Origin of the sequence: Lactobacillus nasalidis (genome assembly GCF_016587775.1) — a bacterium.
Classification (GTDB): Bacteria; Bacillota; Bacilli; order Lactobacillales; family Lactobacillaceae; genus Lactobacillus; species Lactobacillus nasalidis.
Window position 1 is genome coordinate 1 of sequence record NZ_BOCG01000015.1, and the last position, 216, is coordinate 216.

Genomic DNA, 216 nt, shown 5'->3' on the forward strand with positions numbered 1-216 from the left:
GCCTTGGTGAGCCGTTACCTCACCAACTAGCTAATGCGCCGCGGGCTCATCCTAAAGTGACAGCTTGCGCCGCCTTTCAAACTTGAGTCATGCGACTCATGTTGTTATCCGGTATTAGCACCTGTTTCCAAGTGGTATCCCAGTCTTTAGGGCAGATTGCCCACGTGTTACTCACCCATCCGCCGCTAGCGTCCAACAAATCATCCCGAAGGAATC

At 52.8% G+C, this 216-nt stretch carries 1 rRNA gene; it reads right to left on the minus strand.

What is annotated here, in order from left to right:
• Positions 1-216 (minus strand): 16S ribosomal RNA (locus tag lacNas_RS00145); the annotation flags it as partial.